The organism is Treponema pallidum subsp. pallidum str. Nichols, from assembly GCF_000410535.2.
Classification (GTDB): Bacteria; Spirochaetota; Spirochaetia; order Treponematales; family Treponemataceae; genus Treponema; species Treponema pallidum.
In genome coordinates, this window is sequence record NC_021490.2 from 319,085 (window position 1) to 345,453 (window position 26,369).

19 protein-coding genes and 1 pseudogene are annotated in these 26,369 nt (G+C 56.6%); 14 read left to right on the forward strand and 6 right to left on the reverse strand.

All coding sequences use genetic code 11. The annotated features are described in order from the left end of the window. On the reverse strand, window positions 1-3,120 hold the full coding sequence (locus tag TPANIC_RS01505) for a WD40 repeat domain-containing protein (RefSeq protein WP_010881753.1): 3,120 nt from the start codon (window positions 3,118-3,120) through the stop codon (window positions 1-3). Between TPANIC_RS01505 and TPANIC_RS01510 the strand changes: the two genes are divergently transcribed. The 8 genes from TPANIC_RS01510 (at window position 3,047) to TPANIC_RS01545 (ending at window position 12,348) form a co-directional block, all read left to right on the forward strand. Further along, window positions 3,047-4,780, forward strand: coding sequence for a CTP synthase (locus tag TPANIC_RS01510; protein ID WP_010881754.1), 1,734 nt, complete (start codon window positions 3,047-3,049; stop codon window positions 4,778-4,780). The two genes, TPANIC_RS01505 and TPANIC_RS01510, sit on opposite strands and share 74 nt — an antisense overlap. Window positions 4,781-4,944: 164 nt before the next feature. Continuing rightward, window positions 4,945-5,559 carry a 30S ribosomal protein S4 gene (gene rpsD / locus TPANIC_RS01515; protein ID WP_010881755.1) on the forward strand — a complete coding sequence of 205 codons (615 nt, stop codon included), beginning with the start codon at window positions 4,945-4,947 and terminating at the stop codon, window positions 5,557-5,559. Between the two features lie 86 nt (window positions 5,560-5,645). Then, window positions 5,646-6,674, forward strand: coding sequence for a PASTA domain-containing protein (locus tag TPANIC_RS01520; RefSeq protein ID WP_010881756.1), 1,029 nt, complete (start codon window positions 5,646-5,648; stop codon window positions 6,672-6,674). Between the two features lie 43 nt (window positions 6,675-6,717). Then, window positions 6,718-7,614 (forward strand): ABC transporter substrate-binding protein, encoded by an 897-nt coding sequence (locus TPANIC_RS01525; RefSeq protein ID WP_014505457.1) that lies wholly within the window; start codon window positions 6,718-6,720, stop codon window positions 7,612-7,614. Continuing rightward, window positions 7,575-8,498, forward strand: a complete 924-nt coding sequence (locus tag TPANIC_RS01530; RefSeq protein WP_235214085.1) for a transporter substrate-binding domain-containing protein — start codon at window positions 7,575-7,577, stop codon at window positions 8,496-8,498. Before TPANIC_RS01525 ends, TPANIC_RS01530 begins: the two co-directional genes overlap by 40 nt. A gap of 22 nt (window positions 8,499-8,520) precedes the next feature. Continuing rightward, window positions 8,521-8,850 carry a single-stranded DNA-binding protein gene (locus tag TPANIC_RS01535; RefSeq protein ID WP_042491858.1) on the forward strand — a complete coding sequence of 110 codons (330 nt, stop codon included), beginning with the start codon at window positions 8,521-8,523 and terminating at the stop codon, window positions 8,848-8,850. A gap of 105 nt (window positions 8,851-8,955) precedes the next feature. Continuing rightward, on the forward strand, window positions 8,956-9,969 hold the full coding sequence (locus TPANIC_RS01540; protein WP_010881761.1) for a DUF368 domain-containing protein: 1,014 nt from the start codon (window positions 8,956-8,958) through the stop codon (window positions 9,967-9,969). 90 nt (window positions 9,970-10,059) lie between these two features. Beyond that, complete coding sequence (locus tag TPANIC_RS01545) at window positions 10,060-12,348, forward strand: major outer sheath N-terminal domain-containing protein (RefSeq protein ID WP_010881762.1); 2,289 nt, start codon at window positions 10,060-10,062, stop codon at window positions 12,346-12,348. Between the two features lie 56 nt (window positions 12,349-12,404). On the opposite strand, the gene TPANIC_RS05470 is transcribed toward TPANIC_RS01545, so the two are convergent. The 5 genes and pseudogenes from TPANIC_RS05470 to TPANIC_RS01560 all read right to left on the reverse strand — a co-directional run bounded on the left by TPANIC_RS05470 (window position 12,405) and on the right by TPANIC_RS01560 (window position 16,738). Beyond that, on the reverse strand, window positions 12,405-12,545 hold the full coding sequence (locus tag TPANIC_RS05470) for a DUF2715 domain-containing protein (RefSeq protein WP_175393427.1): 141 nt from the start codon (window positions 12,543-12,545) through the stop codon (window positions 12,405-12,407). 28 nt (window positions 12,546-12,573) lie between these two features. Continuing rightward, window positions 12,574-13,221, reverse strand: a complete 648-nt coding sequence (locus TPANIC_RS05570; RefSeq protein WP_010881764.1) for a DUF2715 domain-containing protein — start codon at window positions 13,219-13,221, stop codon at window positions 12,574-12,576. Beyond that, a complete protein-coding gene (locus tag TPANIC_RS05665) occupies window positions 13,215-13,289 on the reverse strand; it encodes a hypothetical protein (RefSeq protein WP_235214118.1) in 75 nt (24 codons plus the stop codon). The genes TPANIC_RS05570 and TPANIC_RS05665 overlap by 7 nt, the downstream gene beginning before the upstream one ends. 46 nt (window positions 13,290-13,335) lie before the next feature. After that, window positions 13,336-14,409 (reverse strand): annotated as a pseudogene (locus TPANIC_RS01555) (major outer sheath N-terminal domain-containing protein); the annotation flags it as partial. Window positions 14,410-14,467: 58 nt separating this feature from the next. After that, window positions 14,468-16,738, reverse strand: a complete 2,271-nt coding sequence (locus tag TPANIC_RS01560) for a major outer sheath N-terminal domain-containing protein (protein WP_010881765.1) — start codon at window positions 16,736-16,738, stop codon at window positions 14,468-14,470. A 158-nt stretch (window positions 16,739-16,896) separates the two neighbouring features. On the opposite strand from TPANIC_RS01560, the gene tmpC reads away from it, so the two are divergent. The 6 genes from tmpC (at window position 16,897) to TPANIC_RS01585 (ending at window position 26,369) form a co-directional block, all read left to right on the forward strand. Beyond that, on the forward strand, window positions 16,897-17,958 hold the full coding sequence (gene tmpC / locus TPANIC_RS01565; RefSeq protein ID WP_010881767.1) for a membrane lipoprotein TmpC: 1,062 nt from the start codon (window positions 16,897-16,899) through the stop codon (window positions 17,956-17,958). A gap of 18 nt (window positions 17,959-17,976) precedes the next feature. After that, window positions 17,977-18,123, forward strand: coding sequence for a hypothetical protein (locus TPANIC_RS05480; RefSeq protein WP_014505460.1), 147 nt, complete (start codon window positions 17,977-17,979; stop codon window positions 18,121-18,123). A gap of 75 nt (window positions 18,124-18,198) precedes the next feature. Then, a complete protein-coding gene (locus TPANIC_RS01570; protein WP_010881769.1) occupies window positions 18,199-19,800 on the forward strand; it encodes an ABC transporter ATP-binding protein in 1,602 nt (533 codons plus the stop codon). Continuing rightward, window positions 19,710-20,912, forward strand: coding sequence for an ABC transporter permease (locus tag TPANIC_RS01575; RefSeq protein ID WP_010881770.1), 1,203 nt, complete (start codon window positions 19,710-19,712; stop codon window positions 20,910-20,912). The genes TPANIC_RS01570 and TPANIC_RS01575 overlap by 91 nt, the downstream gene beginning before the upstream one ends. Next, window positions 20,909-21,859 carry an ABC transporter permease gene (locus tag TPANIC_RS01580; protein ID WP_010881771.1) on the forward strand — a complete coding sequence of 317 codons (951 nt, stop codon included), beginning with the start codon at window positions 20,909-20,911 and terminating at the stop codon, window positions 21,857-21,859. The genes TPANIC_RS01575 and TPANIC_RS01580 overlap by 4 nt, the downstream gene beginning before the upstream one ends. A 103-nt stretch (window positions 21,860-21,962) precedes the next feature. After that, entirely contained in the window at window positions 21,963-26,369 is a 4,407-nt protein-coding gene (locus TPANIC_RS01585; RefSeq protein WP_014342370.1) for a translocation/assembly module TamB domain-containing protein, read from the forward strand.

A 26,369-nucleotide genomic window follows, 5' to 3' on the forward strand; every position in this document is an offset into this window, starting at 1 on the left:
CTACACGGCCATGGAAAAAATCGGGCTGAAACCGGGGGTTGTGGCGCTCTGCGTCTCTGCAAGTTGGAAGCCGTACTGAACCCCGGCCCGTACTTTTACATCCGCCAGGTCAAACTCCAAAACCAGTGATGTGCTTGCAACGCACAGGTGTTTGGGTGAGGAAAAGTCTGGCGCATTGAGCACGTACTCGCAGCTTACGTTCCAAACAATATTTCGGTAGAAGACGGGCAGATAGGGATCATATATGCTGATGTCGTAGTCCAAGATGGTGAGCACTGCTTCAGCGCCGAACCCTGCACTCTTGCTTTTTTTACACGAGCCCTCCATACCACCAACCCCTGCGAGCTTGGGTAAATACGTAGGACCGGGAAAGCCGTACACTGGGTGCTCCGCCAGAATGTTTCCTTTGCCCCCGCGCCACCCGGCGTTATACCCAACGTACGCGCTGACGCCCACCCGTAGGGGCACCACCGGCAGGCGGAATGACCCTTTCGTTTGCACGAGCACCGCGTCTTTTGTTTTACCGGTGTCAAAACTATTTGCAACGTGTAACTTCAGGCTCACCCCCGTGACGTCCGCCACGAACCAGTTTGTTCCCGTGCGCTCTGCACGCTGAGAAAAGCTATACCCCATTTCCACCTGTGCCTGAATGAAGGGGCTTTCAAGGCTCTTGTAATAATGTGGTCCGTTTGCGCCCTGTCCATTGCAGGCGCAGCACTGCTGCCCCCCGTTGTTGCCGCAGCAATTCCCGTTACCCCCGCCGTTGGCGCACAGGCAGGAGTAGGAGTCTACCCCCACGGCAGTTCGCACAAAAAACGCGTTTCGGTCATCCTGCATAGGAAAGTTTGTCAGCGTTTCAAAGGCCCCGCCGAGCTTAGTGTACCGGAACCCTCCGGTGTCTATCTCGTGATACGCACGTAGGGCGTACGTGGTTTTGCCCACATAAAAAGAGCTTTTCAGCCCCAGCGAGGTAAAAAACGGATAGAAATGAGAAACCGACTGGAGATTCACCTCCACGAGCCCAAACGGATCGGCAAACTTCATGTTCACCCCCAGTCCGGTGTGTCCAAGGTCTTTGAGGCTGCTGAAGCTGTTTGGCGGCACAAAGCGGGGTGAGAACGTGGGAGGCCACATCCACTGAGCTGCGCGGTACCGTCTGCCGCGGTCGGCTTCGTGCACGTCTGCTATGAACTCTCCGTTAACCATGAGCGTGGCGGGGCGCGACTGCTCCTCCGCCTCTGCCGGGTGCAAGGGAACCAGCGACACCCGCCGCTCGCGCAGGGCGCGGTCATCCCGCTGGTATTGGCTCATGTGCATGCGGTGTCTGCCGGTGTAGGCCACACGCACAACCGGCTCTTCACCGCGTATGGTCGCCTCTGCTGCAGACTCTTCGTGCACCGCAGCAGGCAGTGCCTCGTACACCACCGGTGCAAACACCCCCCCTGACACGTCCTGGTCCATTAGTCTGAAGGTATGGCGGGACACGTCGTAAAAACCTAGGCGAGAGAGCATGTTCATATTTGCCCAGCTAAAGGTGAGCGTCCACGAGCCTTTGATCTTTTGCGACTGCAGTTCCCGCATTGCGTGTGGCATCTGCTCGCGCGGAACCTGCATCATTGGCCTGTCGTCCACCGGGATGAAAAGCAAGTTACGCTCCATACCGCGTGCGCCAATAATGGCGACGGTGCCATCACCGGCGTACGCCGGCGCGTACAGCGCACCGAATGGCAAACCAGGACCTGCTTCGTATAACACCTTCTCGAAGGTAGGGTCTGTGCGGTCCTTGAGCGTGAGGCGCGAGTATTGCCCCTGCACCCGGACGAATACTATTTTCTGCCCGTTCCCCACAAAGCAAGCTTCGGACGCGCCAGTGTACACCTCCGGCGAGAACGAGCCTGAGTGTGTGTCAAAAACGCGTACTCGGTGCGTGCGCTCGCTCCACGTGTCAATGGTGTCTGATACTGCCAAATAGCGTCCGTCCTCGGAGAAGTTCAGATGATGCAGCGTGTTGTCATGAGAGAACAGCGTGCGCACCCCACCTGCTTTGTCACGGAAACGCACCGCGTGACGGTCACGGTCATAATAGGCGAAGCCCGTCGGCGCAGCGCTGCGTGCACCGTAGTGACCCTGCGCTTCCCGTTCAGAAAGGAGTTGCGGCTGTGCCACCTTCTCCGGGATTGGAATGCTGTCGATGAACTCATTCCACGCAGTTCCCAGATTCTTTTGAAAAACGTCCCAAAAACGGTGTCGAATAAAGAGACGCCAGGAGTTCTGCCACAGCCGGGCGCACCGCTCCTTGCCGTATATTTTCTGCAGGTATTCGGTGAATTTTCCCCCATACACGTAGGGCATACCGTGGGGGTAGTTGTATCTGAGCTCGGCAACCTCCCTCCAGGAGGGGGAGACGTTTTCCAGTTTGTTCTGAATTAAGTAATGCATTGTCAGCGGGTCGTGCAGTCGCCCTTGCGTGCCGTCGTTGCTTTCAAAGGCGACGGCAACCCCTTCGGTAAAGAGGGGAGGGAGTAGCGGCATGAAGAAATCGAGAGAAATCTTATGCGTAAGCTCGTGGTAAAAAATGCTCAGCAGCGAATCCTTAAAACTGCCTAAACCCAGATTGGGAACGCGCGTATCGTTGATGATTATTTTCCTTGACGGTTTGGAAGAGAAAGACCCGCCTGCATCCTGTGTGTGGGCATACAGGACGACGGTGGTGCGCTTTTTCTTGTCAGGAACCCGATTGAGCATGAGGCTGATTTGTTCTTCGTACCGGTCAGCGTGCTTCGCCAGTATACGCGCAGACTCAGTCGAGGCCTCGGTGTAGATGATGTCGAAGTATTCAGTGGAGATAACGAAACGTTCTTCTGCGCACAACCTCTGGAAAGTGAAGACCATGGCAAGAGCGAGGGCAGCGCGCGCGTTCATGGGGCCCATGGTATTCGAAAGCAATGTTCGATGCAAGCCGATGGGACAGTCCACCCTACAGGCGCAGGGGAGAGGCAGGGTGCTCCCTTTTAAAAAACGCATGGACACGCTACACTCGTGCCGTATGGATCCGGCTTTTATCTTTATTACAGGCGGTGTAGTTTCCTCGCTGGGCAAGGGTATTGCCGCAGGTGCCATCGGACTTTTGCTTAAGAGCCGGGGTATATCCGTGGTGAATCAAAAGTTTGATCCCTACCTGAATGGGGATCCCGGTACCATGAATCCCTATCAGCACGGGGAGGTGTTTGTCACGCAAGATGGCGGCGAAACGGACCTGGATCTGGGCCATTACGAGCGCTTCACGGACGTGCCTTCAAGTAGATTCAATAGCACGACTGCGGGGAGCGTGTACCGGGCTATTTTGGACCGTGAACGCGCGGGAGGATACGGAGGTGCTACCGTACAGGTTATTCCTCACGTTACGGATGAAATCCAGGCGCGAATTCGCGCCGCTGCTGCTACCACGGGGGCTCGGGTGGTTATCACCGAAATCGGTGGTACCGTCGGTGACATAGAGTCGCTTCCGTTCATCGAGGCGATTCGTCAAATCAGGCGTGTTCTGGGGAAGGAGCGCTGTCTTTTTATTCATTTGGGTTTAGTTCCCTACTTACCCAGTTGTGGTGAAATGAAAACCAAGCCGCTACAGCACAGCGTAAAGGAGCTGCTAGGACTTGGTGTGCAGCCGGATGTCATCCTGTGCCGCAGCGAGCGTCACATCACGGATGCGGTGCGCGAAAAGCTGAGCCTTTTTTGCAATGTTGAGCGGCGTGCTATTGTCGAGAACGTGACGGCTCGTTCTATCTATGAGGTGCCGCTCCTTTTGGAAGCAGAAGGGCTGGGAGCGCTCTTGTGTGAGCGTTTGCGTCTTTTTGATACCTGCTGCGGGGGGCAGGTGGCGCGTAATCTCGGTGCAGGAGGCGCGCAGTCGGCTGTGTTGGGAGCGGGGGGGACGGTCCGTACAGACGGTGGTCTGCATCCTGCAGCAGGGCAGGGGGCAGAGCCAGATCTTACGGCGTGGCGCGCAATGGTCCGTGCACTGTACTATCCGCGGCGGGAGCTTACGGTGGCGCTGGTGGGTAAGTATGTGTCGCTTGCGGACGCGTATTTGAGCGTGAGCGAAGCGTTGACGGCGGCGGGTATTTGCCATCGTGCGCGAGTGGACATGCGCTGGATAGACGCAGAGGAAATCTGCAGCGTGCAGGACGCTGGGCACGCTCTTGCGGACGCAGATGCGCTGGTAATTCCAGGTGGCTTTGGCGTGCGGGGGATTGAAGGGATGATCTGTGCAGTTTCGCACGCGCGTGTGCAGAACCTGCCCTATCTTGGCATTTGCTTGGGGATGCAGATTGCAGTCATTGAATTTGCGCGCAATGTACTGTTGCTGGCAAGTGCACACTCTCGAGAATTTGCGGTAGACACCCCTCACCCGGTTGTTGATCTTTTGCCCGGTTGTGTAGATACCCCAACGGGTGGAAGCCTGCGTCTGGGACAGTATCGCTGTCTGCTTGCGGAAGGTTCGCGCGCGCGTGCACTGTACGGTAGGGGGGAGGTCTGGGAGCGGCACCGGCACCGCTATGGGTTGAACGCGGCGTATCGAGCGCGCTTTGAGGCGAGCGCGTTGCGTCCGGTGGGAGTGGATTCAGACTGTGGCGCAGTGGAGGTGGTGGAGCACGGGGAGCATCCGTGGTTTTTCGGCGTGCAGTTCCACCCGGAATTTTGTTCTCGACCGAACCGGGCTCACCCTTTGTTCCGGGCGCTGGTGGCGGCGGGCTTGGAGCGAAAAGACAGTCGTTCTTGACGCGCGCAGGTATTTTTTCTAGACTCCTCTGTCCTTCTCAGCCGGTTGAAAGAGCTTTGTGTGGGCGTGCGGGTTTTGTTTGCGCGCGCTCCGATGCGGTTGCAGGTTTGAGGGAGTGGATATCCGTTTTGTGGGGAGGGATGCGGCATGCAGGGAGTTATGCGATGGCAGTGAAGCGGGCACGGGGAAAGATTGTACGTCGGCTGGGGATTAACATTTTTGGGAATCCAAAGTACACGCGGCTTTTGGGCAAGAAGCCCGCGCCTCCAGGCAAGGAGCATGGGGTGAAGCAGCGGGCAAAGGTGTCTGTGTACGGGGAGCAGCTAAAGGAAAAGCAGAAGTTTCGCTTTGCGTATGGAATGTCCGAGCGACAATTCCGTAATCTTTTTGCTCAGGCACATCGGATGAAGGGCGTGACGGGTAACAATATGCTGTCGCTAATGGAGCGGCGGCTGGATAACACGGTGTTCAGGATGGGCTTTGCGATCAGTCGTGTGCAGGCGCGGCAGATGGTGTCACATCGTTACTTCCTTATCAATGGGAAGACGGCCAATATCCCTTCCATGCGCATTAGCGCGCATGATGTCATCACTACTAAGAACCGGAAAGGTATTCATAGCATCATTCGTCACAACCTGACCCTTTCTCAGGGGCAGCGCGGTTCCTGGCTAAACGTGGATGAGGAGCAGCTTTCGGCAACTGTCTCTGAGCTGCCGCGTGCGCAGGATATCCATCCGGTGGGGAATATCCAACATATCGTGGAGTACTACTCGCGGTAGGATCCTTTGCCACTTTAGCTGGCGTTGCTCAATTATCTCCCAAGTCTTACCAGGGACTTTGGGGCGTGGAAGGATGGCGGCGGTGTATGGATGATGGTCCCTTGAGGGTTGTTGTGCTTACCTCATTTGTCATACTCGTAGTAGTCTGTGCCGTTGCGCTGTGTACTTTTTTTGTGTTCCTCAAAAGCCCTGATCAGGTGATGACTCCCCATATCGTGGGCAAGGACTTTGTGTCTGCTGCTATAGAGATGCAGGCAAAGGAGCTGTATCCCCGCGTTCAGTTGCGGTTTTCTACCCGTGAGAAGCCTGGTGTTGTTCTTGAACAGAACCCACCTGCGGGGGCCATCGTCAAGGCTGGGCGCTACGTGGACCTCGTAGTGAGCCAACAAGCAGTGACTACGCACGTTGAGGACTATCGGGGATTGCAGGTTGAAGAAGCGGTGGCGCGCATCGCTGCTGCTGAAGTTGAGCGCCGCATCTCAGTGAAAACACCCCACTTATATCGGTTCAGCACTGGCGCAGCTGGCACCATTTTGGAGCAGGACCCTGCTCCTGGCGCGGTTCTGTCTGCGGATGTAGAGTTGCGTTTTGTCGTCAGTAAGGGGTCTGAGCGCGAGCAGACTACAGTCCCCCTATTGGTAGGATATAGTTTGCCTGAGCTGTACCGTGTTATGGCGCAGACGGCGCTCACCTTGCAGTTTACCGTATCTCCCCCGTCTCCTTCTGGGGAGAGAAAAGACGGAGAAGCACGTGGAAGAACGCGTGCCAATGCGCAGGACTACGCGCGGGTTTCAGCACAGGATCATGACCCTGGTTCGCGCGTTGAAGCCTTTCGCGCCATGCAGGTGCAGGTGCTCTTTCCAGAGCGTGGAGAGGCTCACGAAATATACGGTATCTTAGCTCTCGATCTGCCGCGTTATCCGTATCCTATGTCCTGTGTGTTGGATGTACAGTATCCAGGGGGGGTGCGTACCGCGCTTGCAATGTTTCAGCATCCGGGGGGACGTTTCACCATCCCCTATGGATTGCCTGCAGGGGCGACGCTCTTCCTAACGGTGGGGGGGAAGGAATTGTTTTCTGGAGAGGTGGGTGCATTGCCTCATGCAGGTTCCTAGCAGACGTGATGGAGCACTGCGGGTGCAAAGGTGCGATGGCTGCGTGGTCTGGCGCAGCGTGTGTTGTGCACTGCTGGTGGCGCTTTTGTGTCTTGCCGTCGGCTGCGATTCCCCTGATTTGCTCGTAGATAGCGATCTGTCTCTTTCGCGCGTGCGCGTGGCAAAAACGCTGGTTATGGGAGTGAGCGATCGTACGCCGCCGATGTGTTTTCGCTATCCGAATGGGGAGATTGTTGGTTTTGATGTTGATCTTGCGCGCGCGGTCTGTCGTGTATTGGGGGTACGCCTTATCATTCGTCCCATAAAGTGGACGCTGAAAAGGAATGCGCTGCGCTGTGGTCTTGTCGATTGCGTTTGGACGGCGTTTGCCGTAACGGCTCGGCGCCGCACTGAGTTTTTACTTTCCGAGCCATATCTGCGTACTGCGCAGGTACTCCTTGTGCGTGAGGGCAGGTTGCATCCGGATTTGGCACACGTGGAACGGGAATTGGGGCAGCGTATGACAGGTGTTTCGGCTGTGCATACGCGCGGTGATATTTTGCCTATGCGCTCGTCGCATAGACAGGCTCGCATCGCCGTGTTGCGCGGTGGTCCGGTACCGGGAAATGAGAAGTGGCAGTTTGGATTTGAACCACACGGGAAGGTTGTGTGGTACCGACACCGGAGTGCCATGCTTGAGGCGCTGCGCACCCGGGCGGTGGACGCGGCACTTGTGGATCTGGTTGAGGCTCATGACGCAGTGCATCGTCAGGGTGCGCCTCTGAGGGTGATGCGGGTACCGCTTGGGTTGAGCCAGTATGCGGTTGCATTTCGGCGTGAGGATCGTGCGTTGCGTGACGAAATTCAGCGAATCTTGTATCGTATTGCTGCCTCCGGTGAGGCATACCGTATTGCAGAAAAATGGTTTGGTGTTGGTCAGTCGGTTATTGGGATAGAATAAAGGTGCAAGGCAGCGGTGCGTTTTTTGCACTGCGCTTTTTTTGCGTGTGTGCAGGGGTGGGGGGGATGCTCTGGTCGTGTACTCCTCGTGCAAGGGTGTTTCACGCGCAGGATGCGTCGTTCGATGAGGCGCGCGTGCGGGGTACACTTGTGGTGGGCGTCGGTCGGGGCTTGGCACCCTTGGTGGATGCTGCCACTTTCTCTGCCTTCTCTCTTCCTTCTTCGGTTGTTCCTCCTCCTGCGCGGTGTTCGTTGCTTTTGCAGGAGGCGCGCGGCTACGATGTTGAGCTGTTAGCTCAAGTGGCACGTCGTCTCCATATGGACGTGCAGGTGAAAGTCGTTCATTGGGATGAAAAGGAGCGCGCCCTCCATGCGGGGGTAATTGACTGTATCGCAGACGGATTCACCTATACTGCAGATCACGCGCGCAGATTTGCACTGACGCAGCCGTACGTACGCGATGTGCGCGTCTTTGCGGTGTTGCGCCAAGCCCCGTACGCAACGGTTGCAGACCTGCATGGAAAGCGGCTCGGGGTCCACGCAGTGACCGATGTGGAAGAAAATGATGCATACCACGCGTTGTTTGGGCAGGTGAAAACGTATGCCCACTATGTTCAGGCACTCACTGCTTTGTCGCGAGCGGAAGTAGATGTGGTGGCGCTGAATTTGGTGACGCTCTGCGCAGTGACGCCGCACCTGCGGCGCTTGTATCGAATTTTGGATGAACCGATAGACACGTGTGAATACGTGTTTGCGTTTCGTGCGGATGCGCGTGCTTTGCGCGACATGGTTGTGCGCACTCTGTCGCAGCTGCAGCGAGAGGGTTTTGTGTCAGCGCTCTCAAAGCGGTGGTTTGGCAGCGATATGTCCATCATCGACCGCTAAGGCGGGTGGAGGGGGAATATCGGTGGATCCGTTGAATGCCGTTATTGTGGAGGGAAATGTCGTTCCATCTGCTTCCGCGCGCGTGCCGGAGGCGGCCGTGTGTGCGTTTTGCATTCAAACGCAACGGCGCGTGCAAGGGGAGGGGAGGGTGCACACAGAGGTTTCGTATTTTGAAGTTGAGGCATGGGATGCACTTGCGCGCGTGTGTGCGCAACAGGTGCGGCCAGGAGTGGGGTTGCGGGTGGTCGGCCGTCTCAAGCAGGATCGTTGGCAGCAGGAGGACGGGGTGCGAGTGCAGCGGGTAAAGATTGTCGCTGAGCATGTAGAGTTTCAGACTCCTTTTGTATGGTGAGGGTGTGTTGCGCATGCGATGGACGCGGTTGAACTGAGAGAAGTGCCCGGATGAAGGGGAGGGTGCGTTTTTTCGCAGAAAGAAGACCAGCAGGGGAGGCGGAGCATGAGTTCACCGGTCATGCACGTGTGGATAGGAATGTTAATAGGAGCGGCAAACGTGGTACCGGGTCTTTCGGGGGGTACGGTTGCGCTGCTCTGTGGCACGTGGGAATTACTGATTGCAGCAATAGCATTGGATAGAGCGCATCTGTGCCGTCAGTGGCGACGCTTGCTTGCCCTTGCGGGGGGAATAGTGGTGGGGATAGGGGTGTGCGCACGCTTTATGCGTGCGTTGTACGAAGCATTTCCTCATCTTACGAATGCCTTTTTGGCCGGGGTGCTGTTAGCAAGTGTGCCGTCTTTGCGCAATCGGGTGCGTGCCGCCAGTGTTGCCGCGGAGCACTCAGTGCAGGCGGAAGGCACAGCGCGCGGGCATGTGGGGGACGCGGCACGCCGCGTGTGGTGTGCAGTTAGAATTATTTTCTTTGTGCTGCTTGGGTTTGTGGCAGTGTGTGCGTTTTCTCGCATGCAGCACGCGCGTGACGCATCCTCTGCGACCGCCCCTGCGTCTGTTCAGACTACGGCGGTCCTTACTACTGCACACACGCGCGGATTTGTGGCGACCGTGTGCGCAGGGGCGCTAGCGGCGGCGGCAATGCTCACGCCAGGATTTTCCGGTTCATTGGTATTGCTGCTGGCGGGGGTGTACCAACCGCTTTTGAGCGTGTTGTCTTTGCGCGCGGTGGAGCAGGGGGGAGGAGTGACTGGCGCGTCGGTAATAAGCAGGTTGTGTTCTGCGCACGTGTGGGGGCTCCTGTTTCCACTCTGTGTGGGAATGGGGATAGGGTTGCTGGGGGCGGCGCGGGTGCTCCGCGCATGGTTTCGGTTGTACCCGGTGTCCGCGCATGCGTGTGTGTGTGGGCTCGTGCTGGGATCGAGCGTGACGTTGTTCCCACGGGGAACTGCAGCCGGGATGCAGGATCAGTTTACGCTTTTTATGGGATGTGTGGCTGGGTGTGTCGGTGCGTTTGCGCTCGCAAAGGTCTGCGCCTGGGGTGCGCGCGATGCGGGCGGGTAGGCAGGTGCAAGGAGTGGTGAGTTTTTGCGTGTGTGCAGGTGGCAGGGTGAGGGGGCTACTAGACAGGGCCGGGGGGGGGGGTGAGGTAGCATGGGGTGCATGCGGTGGGGGAGTGTGCTGTGTGTGGTGGTGGGGGTAGGAGCGAGCGGGGGAGTGCTCGGACAGGAGTTTTCCCCGAAGCTAACTGGCTCTGCCACACTTGAGTGGGGCATCAGCTATGGCAAGGGGGTAGGCAGTCATGGCCAGGCCCCTGGTGCAGTTATGGGCACCGGTCCCTACAATCTGAAGCACGGGTTTCGTACTACCAACACGGTGGGAGTATCCTTTCCCCTGGTTATGCGCACCACCCACACGCGCCGTGGGCAGCACCCGGCACTGTATGCGGAGCTGAAGGTGGCGGACCTGCAGGCGGACCTGAGTCAGGGGAAGGCAGGTTTTGCCGTTAAGCGCAAGGGGAAGGTAGAGGCGACACTACACTGTTATGGGGCCTACCTGACGATTGGGAAGAACCCCACGTTTCTGACGAACTTTGCCCGGCTGTGGAAGCCGTGGGTGACAGCGCAGTACCAGGAGGATGCGGTACAGTATGCGCCGGGGTTTGGGGGTTTAGGCGGCAAGGTTGGGTATCGGGCACAGGACATTGGGGGCAGTGGGGTCAGCCTTGATGTGGGGTTTCTCTCCTTTGCCTCTAACGGTGCCTGGGATAGTACTGACCCCACGCACAGTAAGTATGGCTTTGGGGCAGACTTGAAGCTAATGTATGCGCGTGCAGGACACCCTCTGTGCACGGTAGAGCTTGCCAGCAATGTTACGCTAGAAGACGGATACCTCATCGGTGCACAGAAGGACGCAAACAATCAGAACAAGGATAAACTGCTGTGGAATGTAGGGGGCCGACTCACCCTCGAACCAGGCGCCGGCTTCCGCTTCTCCTTCGCCCTCGACGCCGGTAACCAACACCAGAGTGAGGCTACCGCGGCGATGAGGACCGAAAGGACACGCGAGCGTGCACAGGAGGTTGCACTGGCAATTTTTACGCACGCTGCGCAGGAACAGGCTAAACAGGCGGCTGATACGGTTGGTAGCACCATAGATAACTCGGTGCAGGTGGCAAGATCAGTTATTACTCAGATCGCTGAAGGAGCGGTGAAGCAGGCACACGATCAGATTAAACGCACCAATGGAACACAAGTAGTGAATATTGACGTGACCGTTCCGGTGAACGTCCGGCAAAGTCCTGTTCGGCAACCTGACTTGCCTTCACTTACCGCAATCGCAGCGCAATTGCCAAATGTAACCAAGCTCTTCTTCCTTAGTGCCGGGGCGGCCGCCGCGAGGCCCATTATCGGGCAGATTACTGGCGTGGTGCAGAACGTTATCACCCAGCAGGTACAGGCCCGGGTTGCGCAGTCGACCGCGGTTGCAATCCAGCAAGTTCTTGTGTTCAACCAGCAAACCGTCGCTGCAGAAAAAGCGAATACGCAAAAGCATACGATAAATGGCAAGTCATACGCGGCTCATATCGGCTCGTTGGTAAGTCTCGCTACCAACAGGGCGCTGCCTACTATACGACAGCGTGTTGAGCAAGCTGTTCAGGAAAATATACGGAGGATCAACGCTGTGGTGCAGCAAAAAGCGCAAACGCTCACCTCTTCCCAGGAACTGGAAAAGGCAGTGTATTCGTTGTTCGTTCCCACGTTTGAAAACCTGGTGTTGGGTGCAGGCGCGCTGCTGGCTCTTTTGGATATGCATCAGATTGCGGTGGACGCGCTGTTTACGGCGCAGTGGAAGTGGCTGTCTTCTGGCATATACTTTGCCACAGCACCGGCAAACGTTTTTGGCACCAGGGTGTTAGATAACACCATCGCAAGCTGTGGCGACTTTGCCGGATTCCTTAAGCTCGAAACTAAGAGCGGTGACCCCTACACCCACCTGCTCACCGGCCTGGACGCCGGCGTTGAAACACGCGTGTACATCCCCCTCACCTATGCGCTATACAAAAATAACGGGGGGACGGCTGTGCGTGGCATTCAGGAAAAGGAGTATATCCGTCCACCGGTGGTGGGGAAGGCGTGGTGTAGCTATCGCATCCCGGTGCAGGATTACGGCTGGGTGAAGCCAAGCGTTACGGTCCATGCCTCTACCAACCGTGCACACCTGAATGCCCCTGCTGCAGGTGGAGCAGTAGGAGCTACCTATCTAACCAAGGAGTACTGTGCACAGCTGCGTGCTGGTATTTCAGCCAGTCTCATAGAGAAGACGGTATTCTCCCTTGATTGGGAACAGGGTATGCTCTCTGATGTCCCGTACCTGCTGGTGTCCGAGTGCCTCACCCAGGGAATCGGCCGCATCGTGTGCGGCGTCACCCTCTCCTGGTAGCTACTACCCGCCGCAGGGCGCCTTCCGGCAGGACTCTTTCCTCCCAGCGCCGTCCCCTAGGTGCGGAAGACGGGGCCAAAGCGCAACGTATACGGGATGCGGAACTTAGCCAGCTTGGTGTCAATGCCAAACGAAACGGTAGCCGTCGCGTCTATCCCCCAGTGCGCGCTAAAATAGTGCTGTACCCCCAGCTGCACCGGCACCGCATAGTTCTGACAGACCCCTTTAATACGCCGACTCTTCGTGTATGGCGCCTACCTCCTTGGCAGTGCACGTTAGCACGCCAAGCAATGAACGTGGGCGGTGCCAGTTACCGGCTGAATAAGACGAGCTGCTCGGCTGCAGTAAGCCCTGCCCAAGAACCGAAAGAAAGTGCTGGCTATCGTAGATGAGCGCGGTGCACTCAAAACCCGCCGCTACCGACAGATGCGTACTACCTTCCCCCGGTCTGAACGAATAACCGGCCAAACACCGGCCGCAGAACATTAAACGCGTGAGTGCCGCGTCCACCGTCAGTTGGAGCAGGAAGCCATTTTCCGCACGGAACGCCACGTCCAGCCCCACCAACGGTGTCTCCGGCGCATAGCGCGGAGGCGCCTGGTTCTCTGTATCTGGCATTGTGGGAGCTTGTATGCAGATGCCCCACAGGTCAGAACCGCCGCGTGCGTCCCCGTACACCCCGAGCTTGGGGGAGAGAGAAACACGCGCCGCCACACCCGGCAACATACACCCGAGCACCATCACTTTACCCAGACGCTTCCCGCACATACCCCTGCAATCCCTCGCCTGTAAACTGAGCGCGCACAGCCCCACGGGGAAAACGCGCACCCCCACCGTACCCGTTCTCTGGCCCACACGACAACCCCTCACCAAACCACCTTCACCCCACAGATAAACGTGCCAAAGTAACGCTCAGACCACATACTCTCGGCAATACCCATGTAAGGAGCGTCAGCAAGCACCCCCTGTTCCCACTGGGCGCTGAGCTCCACTATCAGTGGCAACCTTCGTCAGCGTAGAGACGAGCGTACCGTCCTGCAGCGTGAGGGCAAGCCCCACCCGCTCGAGAATCGAGGACTCCGCCATCTGTCCCAGCAAAAATTCAAGATACTTATCCTTTACACGGTATTGCTCCACCCTGAGGGCATCGAACGCGCTGTCAAACTTCTCCCGTGAGCTCCCCGTTGCCAGAAGGCGATTACCTGCATCGGCAGGGTCCTGGTGTTGGTTACCGGCGTCGAGGGCGAAGGAGAAGCGGAAGCCGGCGCCTGGTTCGAGGGTGAGTCGGCCTCCTACTCCCCACAGGAGTGCTGTTTTGTTTTCGTTCGTGGAGTCTTCGGTACCCTTACGGTAGTGCTGCTCCAGTGTGGCATTCCCTGCCAGCTCCAACGTAAGCAGCCGCTGACGGTCGACGCCATAGGAAAGCGTTGCATCGGCCCCGAAGCCATACTTGCTGTGCGTGGTGTCAGTACTATCCCAGGCACCATTGGAAAGGAAGGAGAGGAAACCGATGTCCACATCTACTCCGCTGTTTCCCACATTGTGGGCCTGGTAGCCGAGTTTTGCCCCGGAGCCGGAGAAACCAGGGGCATAGCGAGTGTCCTTTTCTGAATAGGCACGGGTGACAAAGGGTTTCCACAGCTGGGCAAAGTTAACCACACAGGAAGGACTGGTACCCACTGTCAGGTAGGCCCCATAACAGTGCAGGGTTGCCTGGAAGGAAGCGGTAGGTTTGGTAAAGGACAGGGCCGTTGAGCTTTTAGAAGACGCAAGCTCTACTGCCAGGTCCTTCAGCTGCAGCTGTGCCCACACCCCTGAGCGTGCCTCCCCTCGGCGGGTGTGGGTGTGCTTTGACACCAACGGCAGGGAAATAGTCAGACTATTGGTAGTGCGAAACCCATGGGTGTGCTTGCCCGGGCCAGTGCGTGGATTCTTCTGGAACGCAATGCCCCACTGGAGCTGGGCTGTGCCACTGACCTGCGGAGTGAGTACGCCTGCATAACCAGAAGCAGCACATACCATGCCCGCAAGTACCCCCGCTTGCATCACCTGCCTGCCCACTCACTCCCCCTCCTCTCACTTCTACCTCACCCCCCCCCACCCGTCTAGCCGCGTGTGACTACCAGGAGAGGGTGACGCCGCACACGATGCGGCCGATTCCCTGGGTGAGGCACTCGGACACCAGCAGGTACGGGACATCAGAGAGCATACCCTGTTCCCAATCAAGGGAGAATACCGTCTTCTCTATGAGACTGGCTGAAATACCAGCACGCAGCTGTGCACAGTACTCCTTGGTTAGATAGGTAGCTCCTACTGCTCCACCTGCAGCAGGGGCATTCAGGTGTGCACGGTTGGTAGAGGCATGGACCGTAACGCTTGGCTTCACCCAGCCGTAATCCTGCACCGGGATGCGATAGCTACACCACGCCTTCCCCACCACCGGTGGACGGATATACTCCTTTTCCTGAATGCCACGCACAGCCGTCCCCCCGTTATTTTTGTATAGCGCATAGGTGAGGGGGATGTACACGCGTGTTTCAACGCCGGCGTCCAGGCCGGTGAGCAGGTGGGTGTAGGGGTCACCGCTCTTAGTTTCGAGCTTAAGGAATCCGGCAAAGTCGCCACAGCTTGCGATGGTGTTATCTAACACCCTGGTGCCAAAAACGTTTGCCGGTGCTGTGGCAAAGTATATGCCAGAAGACAGCCACTTCCACTGCGCCGTAAACAGCGCATCGAAGGCGACATTGTAGGTGTCAAGATACAGACACACGGCGCTGACTCCCATTAGAAAGGCACGCCATGCAGACGCACGCAGGTTCTGTATAGCCTGACGTATCTGCTGCCCCGCGTCCAACGCATCCGTCTTCTTCTTCACTTCTTCGGTTACAAACGTCTGACCCTCAGTGAAAAACTTTGTAGCCTCAGCCGTAAGCTTTGGAATAAGATCGGCGAGATCGTCCTTCAGTAATTTTTGTTGATCCGGAAGGTTGAAGAGGCTCATCGGATTTCCCTTATGCGGTGCAAGCAACGCATCAGCCACGTCTTCTATTGCCTTGGTAAGACCGTTGATGAATGCCTGTGCTGCAGCCTTGCTCTGAGCCACAGCCGCTTGCACTTTCTGGTTAATTTCAGCAACGATTTGCGTCTGTACCTGCTCAAACCCCTTCACCACCTGCTCCGCATCGTACTGCAGCAAAACCTGCCCCATCAGGGAAAATGCAGGAAGCGCGGGAAGCGGTGACGGTGTAGGAGGGTCGGTAATGAACACCTTCAGGTTCGTCAAAAGCGTGGCAGCTACCGGAGGGGTGACTTTTACGTTTGACACTGCCGTTATGTACGCGTTTCCCCTCGACTGAAGGGCGGTTTCGGTGGCTGCCGTTACGGCATCAAGCACCTTCTTTGCATATTCGTCCAGCCAGGCTTCCTGTTTTTGACTTTCTCCCTGGAAGAGGTTATTTGAGAGGGCGGTGAGTTCACTCTGCGCCCTCTGTGTGCGATTTTGAAAGTCCTGTGCACTCTGGTGTTGGTTACCGGCGTCGAGGGCGAAGGAGAAGCGGAAGCCGGCGCCTGGTTCGAGGGTGAGTCGGCCCCCTACATTCCACAGCAGTTTATCCTTGTTCTGATTGTTTGCGTCCTTCTGTGCACCGATGAGGTATCCGTCTTCTAGCGTAACATTGCTGGCAAGCTCTACCGTGCACAGAGGGTGTCCTGCACGCGCATACATTAGCTTCAAGTCTGCCCCAAAGCCATACTTACTGTGCGTGGGGTCAGTACTATCCCAGGCACCGTTAGAGGCAAAGGAGAGAAACCCCACATCAAGGCTGACCCCACTGCCCCCAATGTCCTGTGCCCGATACCCAACCTTGCCGCCTAAACCCCCAAACCCCGGCGCATACTGTACCGCATCCTCCTGGTACTGCGCTGTCACCCACGGCTTCCACAGCCGGGCAAAGTTCGTCAGAAACGTGGGGTTCTTCCCAATCGTCAGGTAGGCCCCATAACAGTGTAGTGTCGCCTCTACCTTCCCCTTGCGCTTAACGGCAAAACCTGCCTTCCCCTGACTCAGGTCCGCCTGCAGGTCCGCCACCTTCAGCTCCGCATACAGTGCCGGGTGCTGCCCACGGCGCGTGTGGGTGGTGCGCATAACCAGGGGAAAGGATACTCCCACCGTGTTGGTAGTACGAAACCCGTGCTTCAGATTGTAGGGACCGGTGCCCATAACTGCACCAGGGGCCTGGCCATGACTGCCTACCCCCTTGCCATAGCTGATGCCCCACTCAAGTGTGGCAGAGCCAGTTAGCTTCGGGGAAAACTCCTGTCCGAGCACTCCCCCGCTCGCTCCTACCCCCACCACCACACACAGCACACTCCCCCACCGCATGCACCCCATGCTACCTCACCCCCCCCCCGGCCCTGTCTAGTAGCCCCCTCACCCTGCCACCTGCACACACGCAAAAACTCACCACTCCTTGCACCTCCTTGTCCCCTTGGGTTACACTGTGACCCCTTATTTTGCGCATGTTTGTCGATAAAGGGGGGAGGATTCTTGTGAGAGAGAAGTGGGTACGCGCGTTTGCGGGCGTTTTTTGCGCCATGCTGCTCATCGGCTGCTCTAAGAGCGACAGGCCGCAGATGGGAAACGCAGGGGGCGCAGAAGGTGGTGACTTCGTCGTTGGAATGGTAACCGATTCAGGGGACATCGATGACAAGTCCTTTAACCAGCAGGTGTGGGAAGGTATTTCGCGCTTCGCACAGGAGAACAACGCGAAGTGCAAGTATGTGACTGCTAGCACTGACGCTGAGTACGTGCCTAGTTTGTCTGCGTTTGCAGATGAGAATATGGGGCTCGTGGTAGCATGCGGCTCTTTCCTTGTGGAGGCGGTCATCGAGACTTCTGCTCGTTTTCCTAAGCAGAAGTTCCTGGTCATCGATGCGGTTGTCCAAGACCGGGATAACGTTGTTTCTGCAGTGTTTGGTCAGAATGAGGGGTCGTTCCTTGTCGGCGTTGCAGCGGCGCTGAAGGCGAAAGAGGCGGGAAAAAGCGCCGTCGGTTTCATCGTTGGCATGGAGCTGGGTATGATGCCTCTCTTTGAAGCGGGTTTTGAAGCGGGGGTTAAGGCCGTCGATCCCGACATACAGGTAGTGGTTGAGGTTGCCAATACCTTTTCAGATCCCCAAAAGGGGCAGGCGCTCGCGGCAAAGCTGTACGACTCGGGCGTGAATGTCATTTTTCAAGTAGCGGGGGGCACAGGAAACGGCGTTATCAAAGAGGCGCGCGATCGTCGTCTCAATGGTCAGGACGTGTGGGTTATTGGCGTAGATCGTGACCAGTACATGGATGGGGTGTACGATGGGTCGAAGTCTGTGGTGCTTACCTCCATGGTCAAGCGTGCGGATGTCGCTGCGGAGCGGATCTCAAAGATGGCGTACGATGGCTCTTTTCCCGGGGGGCAGTCCATTATGTTCGGGCTTGAAGACAAGGCAGTGGGGATTCCTGAGGAAAATCCCAATTTGAGCAGTGCGGTTATGGAGAAAATTCGGAGTTTTGAGGAGAAGATTGTCTCGAAGGAGATAGTGGTTCCGGTGCGATCTGCACGCATGATGAACTAAGGGGGAGAGGTGCCTCCCGTGCCTGCGCGCGGGAGGCCTTCTTCTTCATCTGATTTTTGTTTGTACGGCATGGCCGTCGTGAATGGCTTCTGTGTGCAGGACATTCCCTACGGGTCACGGGTTGTTTTGCCGGGGCGTATGCGTTCTTCTTCTGCGGGTGCGTAGAGTGGGGCGTGTGTCTCGACCCGCCCGTGGTCAGTGGGTATGGGGACGTCCAGTAATGAACTTGAGGGAGGGGCTATGCCATACGCGGTGGAAATGCGCGATGTAACTGTCCGGTTCCCAGGCGTTGTTGCCAATGACTGTGTTTCTTTCGGTGTGCAGACCGCGGAGGTGCATGCCTTGCTGGGAGAGAATGGTGCAGGCAAGTCTACGCTCATGGGAGTCCTTTTTGGTACGTGTCCGAAGCAATCTGGAGAGCTGTTTGTAGATGGCAGGAGTGTGTGCATCCGTAGTCCGCGCGATGCGGCGCGCCATGGCATTGGCATGGTGCACCAGCACTTTAATCTGGTTCACAATCTAACCGTTAGTGAGAATATCGTTCTTGGCGTCGAGCCTCGTGCGCGCTTTGCTCGCACGGATGTTCGTGCTGCGCATCGCGCAGTGGGAGAGCTGTGCGAGCGCTACGGACTTGCGGTGGACCCATACGCGAAAATTCAGGACATCACTGTTGGCATGCAGCAGCGTGTTGAGATTCTCAAAATGCTTTACCGCGATGCTCGGGTGCTCATTTTTGATGAACCTACCGCAGTTCTCGCTCCACAAGAAGTGCAGCAGCTGATGCAGGTGATCAGACGTCTTGCTCGTGAGGGTAAGGCGGTGGTGCTTATCACACACAAACTGAGTGAAATTAAGGCAATCGCCGATCGCTGTACGGTACTGCGCAGGGGGGCGTGTATCGGTACGGTTTCTGTGGCTGAGGTGGGAGAAGAACGGTTGGTAGAAATGATGGTGGGCCATGCGGTGGACTACGCGCTGCCTCGCGCTTCAAGGAAGGATGGGGCGTGTGTATTAGAGGTGCGTTCCTTGAGCGTGGGGGCGCGCCGCGTTACGTCTGGGCAGATGTGGGCTGACGCGTCTCCTTCTGCAGCGCCCCGCGCGTACGGCGTCCGAGCCGTAAGCTTTCAGGTGCGGTGCGGGGAGATCCTGTGTATCACCGGTGTAGACGGCAACGGTCAGTCACAGCTGCTCGAAGCAATTGCAGGTCTTGTGCCGGTGTCGGAAGGTCAGATTCTGCTTGACGGGTGCGAGATACAACGCACTTCCGTGCGCGAGCGTGTTCTGCGTGGTGTCAGTTACATTCCTGAGGATCGGCGGAAGCACGGCCTTGTGCTCGATTTTTCTGTGGAAGAGAATATGGTCTTGCGCTCGTATTTTCGCGCGCCGTTTGCGCGGCGTGGCATTCTCGATCGGCGTGTGATTGCGCAGCATGCGCACGCGTTGGCGAAAAAATTTGAGGTGCAATCCGGTGCGCTCGGGTGTGCGGTTCGTGCGCGTACCCTTTCAGGAGGTAATCAGCAAAAGGTTATCATTGCGCGCGAGTTGCACCGTGCACCGCGTCTTTTGATTGCCGCGCAGCCGACGCGCGGACTTGATTTGGGTGCGGTTCAGTATGTTCATCGCGCTATTGTCGCCGAACGTAATCGGGGGGGTGCAGTGCTCCTCTTTTCCCTTGATATGGATGAAGTGCTTGCACTGGCAGATTCTATTGCAGTTATGTACGAGGGAGAGATAGTGGGGACCGTGCACGCGTGCGACGCAACAGAGCAAGAGCTCGGGCGTCTCATGAGTGGGATGCGGAAAAAAGAGACTGCGGGCAAAAAAACCGGGGTACAGGGGTGATTGCGCGTCTCCGGGGGTGCCTGGTTCACCCCAAATACCACGCGCTGCTTATTCCCTGCTTGGCGGTGATCTTGGGGTTTGCCGTAGGTGCGGTGGTAATGGCGGTGTCAGGTTTGCACCCTAAATACATTCTCATAGCTTTGGTACGTTCGATGTTTGGCGTGAATGTACAGGCTTTTGGCACCGGCAGGTCCGTGTGGAACTTCAGGTATATGGGCGAAGGAGTGGTGACGTGTCTGCCGCTGATACTCACAGGACTTGCGGTGGCATTTACGTCCCATATGGGATTGTTCAATATCGGGGCAGAAGGGCAGCTCGTAGTCGGTAGCGTGTGCGCAGTGTGTGTCGGTGTCCTTTGGCATGAGCACCTTTCTTTCTTTACCATTCCTGCGGCGGTTCTTGCAGGAATGGTAGGGGGAGGACTGTGGGGTTTGATACCAGGGGTGTTGCGCGCAGTGTGCGGGATCAGTGAGGTGGTGGTTACCATTATGCTCAACTACGTAGGACTGTATGGGGCGAATTTTGTAGTCACCGCTTTGCCTGGGAGCGACTTGATGCGTACGGTGTCTTTACCCCCAGCTGCGACGTTGCACAGTGATTTTCTCTCGCGTGTAAGCAATGGGTCGCGTCTGCATTGGGGCTTTTTGCTTGTGATAGCTGCACTGGTTAGCTTTAAGTTTCTCATTGAGAAAACAACGTTCGGCTATGAGCTCCGTGTCGTTGGTGCTAGTGCCGAAGCGGCCCGCTATGCGGGGATTCACATCAGGCGGCGTGTGATGCTTGCAACGAGCATTTCGGGTATGTATGCAGGGCTCGCCGGTGTGTTGCTAGCGATCGGTACTTTTTCGTACGGGCGGGTGTTACCCGGATTTGAAGGGTATGGATTTGAGGGGATTGTGGTGTCCTTGGTGGGCCGTAATACGGCGTGGGGGTGTGTGTTCGGCGGTTCGCTGCTCGGTTCGTTGCGCGCGGCAGGCCCACTCATGCAGTTGAACGGAGTGCCGAAGGAGGTGTCGGTAATTATCGTTTCGGCGATTATTGTCTTTCTTTCCATGCACAATGGAATCCGGGCGATGCTCGTCAGGTGGGGGAGGCAGGGTGCGCACGTATGAACACGTTTTATTCGATGGTGGCGCTGACGCTTGTGTTTTCAACCCCTATTTTGATTACTGCGTTGGGGGGGTTGTTTTCCGAGCGGAGCGGGGTGATAAATATTGCCCTTGAAGGGTTGATGATGTTTGGTGCTTTTTCCACTGCTACGGTGACGGTCCTGTGCGAGCCGTATACGATAGCTGCTCCGTGGATTGCACTGGGAGTTGGCATGGCAGTTGCCGCGTCGGTGGCGTTGTTTTACGCATATTTGAGTGTGCGCTTGTGCAGTGATCAGATCATCGCAGGCACTGCGATCAATTTGTGTGCAACAGGAATGACGGTTTTTTTCGCACAGGTTATTTTTGGGCAGCAGGGAACGCAGGCGTACTCTCGTGGGTTAGTTAAGACTAGTTACGGTTTTTTCAGTCGCATTCCGGTGCTTGGCCCGATGGTTTTCACCCATACGTACCCGACAGTATATCTAGGTTTTGTGCTAGTAGCATTGGCGTGGTACGTACTGTATCGCACGCCTTTCGGTGTGCACGTGCGTGCCACAGGGGATCAGCCGTATGCAGTAGACGGTGCGGGCTTGAGTGTGTTTCGTCTGCGGTCTGCGGCGGTGGTAATTTCAGGACTCTGTGCGGGACTTGGCGGCGGGGTGCTGATACTGACGCAGGATATCCAATACACCGTCTACAGCACGCATGGGACGGGGTTTATCGCACTTGCAGCCTTGATTTCAGGACGGTGGCATCCTTTCGGGGTACTGGTGACAAGCGTTCTTTTTGGCTTTTCACAGATTTTGAACGTGTATGCCACGAGTGTTGAGTTGTTGAAACATTTGCCTATCGAGCTGTTTAGCGCGCTTCCGTACGCGCTGACGGTTGTGGTGCTGCTATTGTTTGGCGGCCGTGGGGAGGCACCGCGTGCCATCGGTCAGCCCTATGACCGTGCGCGGAGGTATTAATTTTTGGAAGAAGGGTGAGTTGGGTGGCACCTATTCTTTGCAATGAGCACCCGGGTAGGGGGTTCTGTATTCCGGGCGCGTTTTTTGCTACACTTAGCGGGCTGTGGCTGTGCTTCCTTCGGTGCGTAGGTTTGAGTGCTCACTGTTTGTGGTGCTCGTGCTCTGCGCTCTGGCCGTCTTCGATCCGCTTTCTGGCTTTGTGCAGCAAAAGTTGGCCGGTGTGCAGCGCGTCTGGCTTGGCTTAGTTGAGGAGTATTCAGGTTTACGTTTTCAGTATGATTCTCTCTCCCCTTCTGTTCTCCGCGCAGTTACGCTGAGAAATGTTCGTGTTCGGGAAGCAGTTCGCGGTGAGCAGGTTGCCGTCTTTTCAAAAATAGTCGTTGCGTACAATATTTTCTCGCTTTTTGGTTCCAACCCTGTGCGGGGTATTCGGGCTCTTCATGTTCATGACGGAGCAGTGGACGTCGACCTGTACCGTCACCGTCATGTGAAAGAAAAGTTACAAAAACTGTTCTCGAAAGACGGGGAAATGGCTTCGTTCTTTGCCGATTTGCGCGAAATAGACGTGCGCGTCCATAACACTGCAGTTACGGTGCGCAGCGATTCCAGACGCGCGCACCTTTCTGTGCCGCAGGGTAGGTTTTCTTTTGCGGAAACTGGCGCCTCGTTCGCTCTTTCTTGCGAAGCTGAGTATGTCGACACCCGTTCCTCTTCCTGGGGACCGCTGTACACACACCTGGACGCCTCAGGCGTGTTTGAAACGTCGTTTACGTCAGGTTCCGCCACCCTCGAGCTTGCACCCCCGAGCGGCTCTTTTTTCAGTGTGCCGACGCTTACTCTCGTGGCAATTTACGCAGATGACCTGTTTAAGTTTCACACGGCGCGGGGCATCTACCCTATGGAAGTTTCTGGGCAATGGAATACTGCAACCGGCGCTTGTGAAGCTTCCGTGCGCTGTGAAAATTTTCGTCCCCTTAAGTGGGCGCGGCTCCGCGACACCCACGTGCCAGCACAGGGTATGCAGGAATTGTCTGTGAGCGGGAACGTTCAGGTTGGGTATACCCCCATAGAACAGTGGCGGTGGAGTGCGGATGTGCACGCGCACACCCCGTATGTAGTGCTTGCGCCGGGGTATCAGCTGGAAGACGTTGTCGCAACGTTACAGGCGCACGGTGATCCTGCACGGATTCAGGTAGAAAAGATATGCGCACGAGGTAGTAATCTTGATGTGGACGGTGCGTTCGAGCTCACGCTGGACCGCTGGATCCCTTCAGGGGTGCTTACGGTGCACAGGCTGCCGCTTCTTTCGGGGGCATACCTTTCAGCGCAGGTGCGTTTTCGCCCACAGGGGGTTGGTTTTGTGTGCACCGTCCCGCGGATACAGGTGGGGGAAGCGTTTCTGGAGGACGTGGCGCTCTCAGTACGTGTGGATCCGGCAAAAACGGATTTCCGCCTGGTGGCTGCAGACAGCACGGGGCGCTACGAGTGTGACGGATCATACCTTGCCGCGAATGCGGGGCAGTCTCGCTTTCTTGAGGCACACGTGGCGTTTGAATCGGTGAATGTCGGTGCGCTGTACCAAATGGTTGCTGCCTGTACGTCACCGCAGGGCGCTTCCACGCTCGTGACGCGCGCACTGGTGCCGTTACAGTCAACAGCAGATTTTTACGTTTCAAGTGATTTTCGTGATATTTCGTACAATTGTGTTCGTTTGGTGCTCGCATCGGATGAAATCGCTGACCTGTACGCCCTGCTGTCAGTGCAGGGGACGGCAGCTTCCTTTTCGGTCACGGATATTTCGCTGCTGTGTAAGGGACTTGAGGTACAGGGGAACGTGATGGCGAATTTTGAACACGGGGGAGACGCCCTCTTTGAAAGTGTCCTATCCATCAATTCGGTTCCGTATCGTACCAGGGGAGTATATGCCGACCGTACGCTGACGGTGTATGGCGACTATGATTTTTCGGTGGTGGCATCGTTTGACGAGCGCGCAGGGGTTACCGGCACGTTTCAGGTGCAGAATCTGCCGGTTCCTCTCTCTCAGAGTCTTTTTGATTGTGACAGTTCTTTTGCAATGCGTAGTGCCCACTCGTGGGAGGTGCGCTTTCATCACCTGCACCTCCGTTCTGGGGCGGTCGCCGCAGGTGGATCGGAGCAAATAGAAACGGTCTTGCGCCTTGCTGGCGTGGCGAACCAGGCCGGTGCTCTGTTTGATCAGGTGTTTTTTGGTTCTCGCGATCGGTACTTGGCTGGAACGGCGAGCTTTGCCGTTGTGCCGAGAACAGGGCAGCACGAGCAGGCGCGGTATGAAACGGCCGTGCGCCTTGCATCTGAAGATGCGCAGGAGCAGGTGCAGCTTAACGCGCAGGTAACCGTGGGGGAACACGTCTATGTGGATAGCTCAGGGCGAATAGATAACGTAGACGTGGGGCGTTTTGTTGCAGGGCAGGGGGAGCGCAGTCGCGTCACCGGGTCGTGGACTGTGCTGGGTACGATGCAGGATATGTCTGGACAGGTGCAGGTAGATTCACTCGAGCTGATCGCCAAGGGAGTGCCCTTTCACCTGCGGGGAGGATGTGCACTTGATGACGGTACGCTTGCGCTTTTGCCCACCCAGGTGACGTGGGGGTCACATCAGTTTGCTGACCTTGCAGGAGAATGGGTGCCGGGTCAGGCGCGTGCGTGGGTGCGCACCACGTACTCAGGCGCGTTTGAAGGGCAGCCGACACATGCCACCTGTACGCTCACCCTTGCCGGATCCCCTGTGGATTCGGGTAAGGCGACATCTGCACTGCGCACGTCGTTTCTCACGCCATTTTTGCAGACGCACAGTCAATACACGATTTCTGCGGAGTTTGAGCACTGGCGCATCGCCACATACGAGGGTGAAAAGAACCGCATACTGGTAGTGCGCGATCCGGGCGTATGGGCGCTGTACGCCGGTGAGCACGACGAAATTACCGGATTTATGCTGGATGATGGTTCAGTGTCGTTGCAGGTGGCGCAGAGTTTGCCTGTTCATTTTTTCTTGAACGGGTCGTTGAGTGCACAGCAGGTAGACGTGCAGATTCAGGATATCTTTGTTGATTTGGCGCGCGTATGGGCGTTTACGGGCATACGGCATGTGCGCGTGCACGAAGGAGTTGCGGTAGGAAACGTGACGGTATCTGGAACGCGTGCGCGCCCGGTGTTTGAAGGAAAGTTACGGGGAAAGGAGGTAGTTGCCAGCGCGCCTGGGTATGCACCTGAGCGCTTTGGGCCAGGTTCTATCGATATAGTAGCACACGGCAGCACGCTCATAGTGCCGTATACAGAGTTTCCCGGTCCGACGGCCCGTCTTTGGGGTGAGTGTGTTGCACAGCTGAATGGATTTTACCCGGATGAGGTGGTTATCAAATGCGGGACGGTAGGAGACGCGCTGGGTGCGATTCAGACGGATAACCTGCTTTTTGCGATGGACGGGTCAGCCGGCTGCGATCTGGAGCTTCGTATAACGCCGCAGTTGTTATCGATAAACGGAAAGGCGCGCTTTGACCGCGGGTATTTTTTACTGAATTTCTCAGGGATTGAAGAGTTTTACACAAAATACGCGGACAGTGCGCAGAATTTTCAGATGAATCTTTTGCTGTCTGCGGGAAATAAAGTGGAGTTTCGTTGGCCGCGCTCTGATTTTCCTATTTTGCGGACGCTGCTGCACGCGCAGGAACCGTTTGAGTTCATAGCCGATCCGGTTTCCGGGTCATTTTATGTTCGCGGGTTTGCTCATCTTAAGGGGGGAGAGTTTTTTTGGATAAAACGAAACTTTTACCTCCGGGAGGGGACGATTCACTTTGCACGCGATACCCAAACGGCCGATCCGCGTATTTCGTTTCGTGCGGAGCTGAAGGACAGGGACACGCAGGGGAGGCCGGTGAGCTTGATTTTGTCCGCTGAGGACCAGGTGTTTTCTAAGCTTGCGCCAAAGCTCAGGTGTGATCCGCCGGTTTCTGAGCAAGAACTGGCGAAAATTTTAGGACAGGTGGTGCTGGGGGATTTGACAGAGGAGAATATTGAGCAGAACGTGGCGAGTATCGCTTCAGATATTCTTACGCAGTGGGGGATTATGAAGCGGGTGGAGGATAAAATCCGCTCATTTTTGGATTTGGACGCGTTTTCGTTCCGCACCTATGTTCTGCAGAACGCGATTTTTGGGAATTTGTTCAATAAGGACCGCAGCAAGCCGCTGACAGTGGGTAACTATTTTGACAATACCTCCCTCTACGTAGGGCGTCGTCTTGGCCGGGCGGTGTACGCGGATGCGCTGCTTCACTTGTCTCAGTATGATCCGCTTGCGCCAAATAATTTGGGGATTAAAAAGCCTGCGGCAGGGAGTTTGCTGTTCCGGCCGGAGCTGGGGCTAGAGTTTGCAACGCCCTTTTTTTCGTTGCGGTGGGCGTCGACGCCGACACGTCTTGATTCACTGTTTGTCTCTGATACTTCAATGCGGGTGTCGTGGAGTTTTGCGTATTGA

What these genes read in the sequence shown, in the direction of transcription:
- TPANIC_RS01570 (WP_010881769.1), top strand. Translation starts at nt 18,199, where the DNA reads ATGCCATACGCGGTGGAAATGCGCGATGTAACTGTCCGGTTCCCAGGC.
- TPANIC_RS01505 (WP_010881753.1), bottom strand. Translation starts at nt 3,120, where the DNA reads ATGGCACCTGCGGCAATACCCTTGCCCAGCGAGGAAACTACACCGCCT.
- TPANIC_RS01545 (WP_010881762.1), top strand. Translation starts at nt 10,060, where the DNA reads ATGGGGTGCATGCGGTGGGGGAGTGTGCTGTGTGTGGTGGTGGGGGTA.
- rpsD (WP_010881755.1), top strand. Translation starts at nt 4,945, where the DNA reads ATGGCAGTGAAGCGGGCACGGGGAAAGATTGTACGTCGGCTGGGGATT.
- TPANIC_RS01530 (WP_235214085.1), top strand. Translation starts at nt 7,575, where the DNA reads ATGGTTTGGTGTTGGTCAGTCGGTTATTGGGATAGAATAAAGGTGCAA.
- TPANIC_RS01520 (WP_010881756.1), top strand. Translation starts at nt 5,646, where the DNA reads ATGGATGATGGTCCCTTGAGGGTTGTTGTGCTTACCTCATTTGTCATA.
- TPANIC_RS01510 (WP_010881754.1), top strand. Translation starts at nt 3,047, where the DNA reads ATGGATCCGGCTTTTATCTTTATTACAGGCGGTGTAGTTTCCTCGCTG.
- TPANIC_RS01560 (WP_010881765.1), bottom strand. Translation starts at nt 16,738, where the DNA reads ATGGGGTGCATGCGGTGGGGGAGTGTGCTGTGTGTGGTGGTGGGGGTA.
- TPANIC_RS01580 (WP_010881771.1), top strand. Translation starts at nt 20,909, where the DNA reads ATGAACACGTTTTATTCGATGGTGGCGCTGACGCTTGTGTTTTCAACC.
- TPANIC_RS01540 (WP_010881761.1), top strand. Translation starts at nt 8,956, where the DNA reads ATGAGTTCACCGGTCATGCACGTGTGGATAGGAATGTTAATAGGAGCG.